We start from the raw sequence: 3298 nt of genomic DNA on the forward strand, positions 1-3298 counted from the left end.
GGTAAAATGTTTGCCTTTGAACATGCTGGGATCGAGCCTGATGTTGTAGTGATGTCAAAAGCGGTTGGCGGTAGCTTACCATTGGCAGTATTAGGTATTAAACGTAAGTTTGATGCATGGCAGCCAGGTACACATTCAGGTACATTCCGCGGTAACCAACTCGCAATGGGTACAGGCTTAGCTTCATTGCAAGTGATCAAAGAACAAAACCTTGCTCAAAATGCACAAGAGCGTGGTGATTTCTTACAAGCTGAGTTGAAAAAACTTGCTCAAGAATTCCCATGCATTGGTAATGTTCGTGGTCGCGGTTTAATGATCGGTATTGAGATCATTGATGAGCGTAAACCTGCTGATCATATGGGTTCTCATCCTGCTGATGCTCAGTTAGCAGCAGCAATTCAGGCAGCATGTTTCAACAACAAATTATTGCTTGAGAAAGGTGGTCGTAACGGTACAGTAATTCGTTTACTTTGCCCGTTAATCATCAATCAAGATGAATGTGTTGAAGTCATTGCTCGCTTTAAGAAAGCGATTGCTGAAGCATTAAAAGCAGTACGAGGCTAAACCATGGTTGATTTTGCAGAACATCGTAAAGCGTTACTCTGCAATGATGCTCAATCTATTGCTGACTATCAGTCAGCAATGGGCGAGGCGGTGAATGCCGTTTCAGCATGGTTGCAAAACGACAAAATGTACACGGGCGGAAGCATTAAAGATTTGCGAGCAGCAATTTCTTTTAATCCTTCAAAAGAAGGTTTGGGTGTACAGCAATCATTACAACGTATGGTTGAGCTTTTTCTCAATAAAAGCTTAAAAGTACATCATCCACATTCACTCGCACATTTACACTGCCCAACTATGGTGATGAGCCAAATCGCGGAAGTGTTAATTAATGCGACGAACCAATCAATGGATTCTTGGGACCAAAGTCCTGCTGGATCATTGATGGAAGTTCAACTCATCGATTGGCTTCGCCAAAAAGTGGGTTATGGTGCAGGTCAAGCAGGTGTATTCACCTCTGGCGGTACGCAGTCGAACTTAATGGGTGTGTTACTTGCTCGTGACTGGTGTATCTCGAAAAACTGGAAAGACGAAAATGGTAAGCCATGGTCTGTTCAGCGTGATGGTGTTCCAGCTGAAGCAATGAGAAACGTCAAAGTCATTTGTTCTGAAAATGCACATTTCTCTGTGCAAAAAAACATGGCGATGATGGGCATGGGCTTCCAGTCAGTAGTTACAGTACCTGTAAACGAAAATGCTCAAATGGATGCAGATGTGTTAGAAAAAACTATGGCTCATCTTCAATCTGAAGGTAAAATTGTTGCTTGTGTCGTTGCGACCGCAGGTACAACAGATGCTGGCGCGATTGATCCACTCAAGAAAATCCGTGAAATTACCAATAAATATGGTTCATGGATGCACATTGATGCGGCTTGGGGCGGTGCACTGATTCTTTCAAATGATCATCGTGCAATGTTAGATGGTATCGAGTTATCTGATTCGATCACACTAGATTTCCATAAGCATTATTTCCAAAGCATTAGCTGTGGCGCTTTCTTATTGAAAGATGAGGCAAACTATCGCTTTATGCATTACGAAGCAGAATATTTGAACTCTGCTTATGATGAAGAACACGGGGTTCCAAACCTAGTTTCTAAATCATTGCAAACAACTCGTCGTTTTGATGCATTGAAATTGTGGATGACTGTAGAGGCATTAGGCGAAGAGCTTTATGGTTCAATGATCGATCACGGTGTGAAGTTAACGCGTGAAGTTGCTGATTATATCAAAGCAACTGCGGGTCTTGAGTTGTTGATCGAACCACAATTCGCTTCAGTGTTGTTCCGTGTGATGCCAGAAGGTTATCCTACAGAGTTTATTGATAGCTTGAATCAAAACGTTGCAGATGAATTATTTGCACGTGGTGAAGCAAATATCGGTGTAACAAAAGTGGGTAATGTTCAGTCATTGAAGATGACGACTTTAAGCCCAGTTGCGACACTTGAAAACGTTCAAAACTTGCTTGCGCTTGTACTTGCAGAAGCCGATCGTATTAAAGATGCAATTGTTGCTGGTACTTATGTTCCTGCGATTGATTAATTGCAATTTAATTTGATATGCCAATAAAAAAAGAGGTCTTTGCAAGACCTCTTTTTTTATTTATAAATTTTTAGAAAATTATATTAGGCTGCAAAAATTGGACTGAATCCCATTTTTCGCAATAGTTTTCGATACATGCTTGAACTGCGATCTGCTGGAAAATGAGCTTCCATGGATAAGTCTAATGGTAAATATTCAGGTTTTTGTGTTTCAACAATCAGTCGGTCTTCTTCAAAAATTTCTAGATTAAATTTATAAGCCTCCTCAATTGGTAAATCCTTGTCATAATTACGACAGATCGGCGCAAACAGACGTGTTTTTCGGGCAGATACTGGCGACGCGGCATTCATAATTACTTGTTTAGTCTCGTTAGGAAAATGAATTGTCAGCGTGGCTGTAAAAGGTAGGCTGATCTCGAAATGTCTCAACCATTGAAAGCCGTCTTTGCCACGTTGATCTGTACCTATTGGATAACGCCCGACGCTACTAATGTAATCTGCTTCAAAACCATATGTTGTTTCAGTTGTCACGTAATCAGGAACTTCGACATTCTCTGGATCCCCAAAAGTATCAGGATGTACCCATGCAAAATGTGCGACATCAATGAATCCTTCAAGTTGTCGACCTGCAAAACAATTTAGATCAACAGACGGACAAACCAATTGTTGAAAATCAGTATGTTCCCAGTAAGGCATTTCAGGAATATTTGCTAAAGCATCAGATGTAGCTGTGAGGTTGCACCAGATCAGCCCATATTTTTCTAGCGCAGCATAAGTTTTTAAATGAAAGCGTTCAGAGATCTTGTGTTGAGGGTGGGCTGGAATACGGTTGCATTTTCCATTTTCACCAAAACGTAAACCATGATAGCGACAAACAATACCATTACCATCATTATGGCCTAAACTCAGAGGAACTCCACGATGTGGACAAGCATCTTTGGCGACAACCAGTTGATCGGCCATTTTGTAGATGACCAGCGGCATATCGAGCAACATTGCGGCAGTAGGTTGTTCTGAAATATCACGGGCTAAGGCAATTGGATACCAGTGTTGAGCGAGCAAGTGCCAATCATGCTCTGAAAATGTCATGTGAACGGGCAAATCTGGATTAAATGTTGCGATGGTTTTTGTGTTCATGATCTGATCTTTCTATCTATTTAAATCAAATATAGATCAGGGTCTGTTGACATTTACTGTTC

The 3298-nt window shown here is 41.1% G+C and carries 3 protein-coding genes; 2 read left to right on the plus strand and 1 reads right to left on the minus strand.

The window, feature by feature from the left end; genetic code table 11:
- Positions 1-564: aminotransferase class III-fold pyridoxal phosphate-dependent enzyme (locus B4237_RS09935; RefSeq protein ID WP_286942938.1), on the plus strand; the 564-nt coding region annotated here is incomplete at its 5' end.
- Positions 565-567: 3 nt separating this feature from the next.
- Positions 568-2100, plus strand: a complete 1533-nt coding sequence (locus tag B4237_RS09940; protein ID WP_278596626.1) for a pyridoxal phosphate-dependent decarboxylase family protein — start codon at positions 568-570, stop codon at positions 2098-2100.
- 83 nt (positions 2101-2183) lie between these two features.
- Here the strand turns inward: B4237_RS09940 and B4237_RS09945 are convergent, their stop codons facing one another.
- Positions 2184-3236, minus strand: coding sequence for an aromatic ring-hydroxylating oxygenase subunit alpha (locus tag B4237_RS09945; RefSeq protein ID WP_278596627.1), 1053 nt, complete (start codon positions 3234-3236; stop codon positions 2184-2186).
- Between the last annotated feature and the right edge of the window lie 62 nt (positions 3237-3298).

It is taken from the genome of Acinetobacter sp. UBA6526 (genome assembly GCF_002434875.1).
Classification (GTDB): domain Bacteria; phylum Pseudomonadota; class Gammaproteobacteria; order Pseudomonadales; family Moraxellaceae; genus Acinetobacter; species Acinetobacter venetianus.

Coding starts and splice junctions, on each gene's coding strand:
- B4237_RS09945 (WP_278596627.1), bottom strand. CDS start 3,236: ATGAACACAAAAACCATCGCAACATTTAATCCAGATTTGCCCGTTCAC.
- B4237_RS09940 (WP_278596626.1), top strand. CDS start 568: ATGGTTGATTTTGCAGAACATCGTAAAGCGTTACTCTGCAATGATGCT.